The following is a 226-nucleotide window of genomic DNA, read 5'->3' on the forward strand; positions in this document are numbered from 1 at the left end:
AAAATCGATGCGGGCCACGATCAAGAGCTTGAACATTCCGCGGCAAACGCCGGGGACGCTGGCTGAAATCGCCAAACAGATCAATCCGCTCCTCCGGGGATGGATTGCCTACTATGGGCGGTTCAGTCGTTCGGACCTGTTCTCTCTGGCTGACTATGTCAATCGGAAGCTCAAGGCCTGGATCATGCGAAAGTACAAGCGCTTTCGGTTCCACAAAACTCGGGCT

At 54.9% G+C, this 226-nt stretch carries 1 protein-coding gene; it reads left to right on the forward strand.

What is annotated here, in order from left to right; genetic code table 11:
• Positions 1 to 226, forward strand: a 226-nt coding sequence (locus MOV76_RS39685; RefSeq protein ID WP_309506950.1) for a group II intron maturase-specific domain-containing protein, incomplete at both ends; no start/stop codon positions are given.

This window comes from Rhizobium sp. PRIMUS64 (genome assembly GCF_023006465.1).
In the GTDB taxonomy this organism is placed as follows: Bacteria; Pseudomonadota; Alphaproteobacteria; order Rhizobiales; family Rhizobiaceae; genus Rhizobium; species Rhizobium leguminosarum.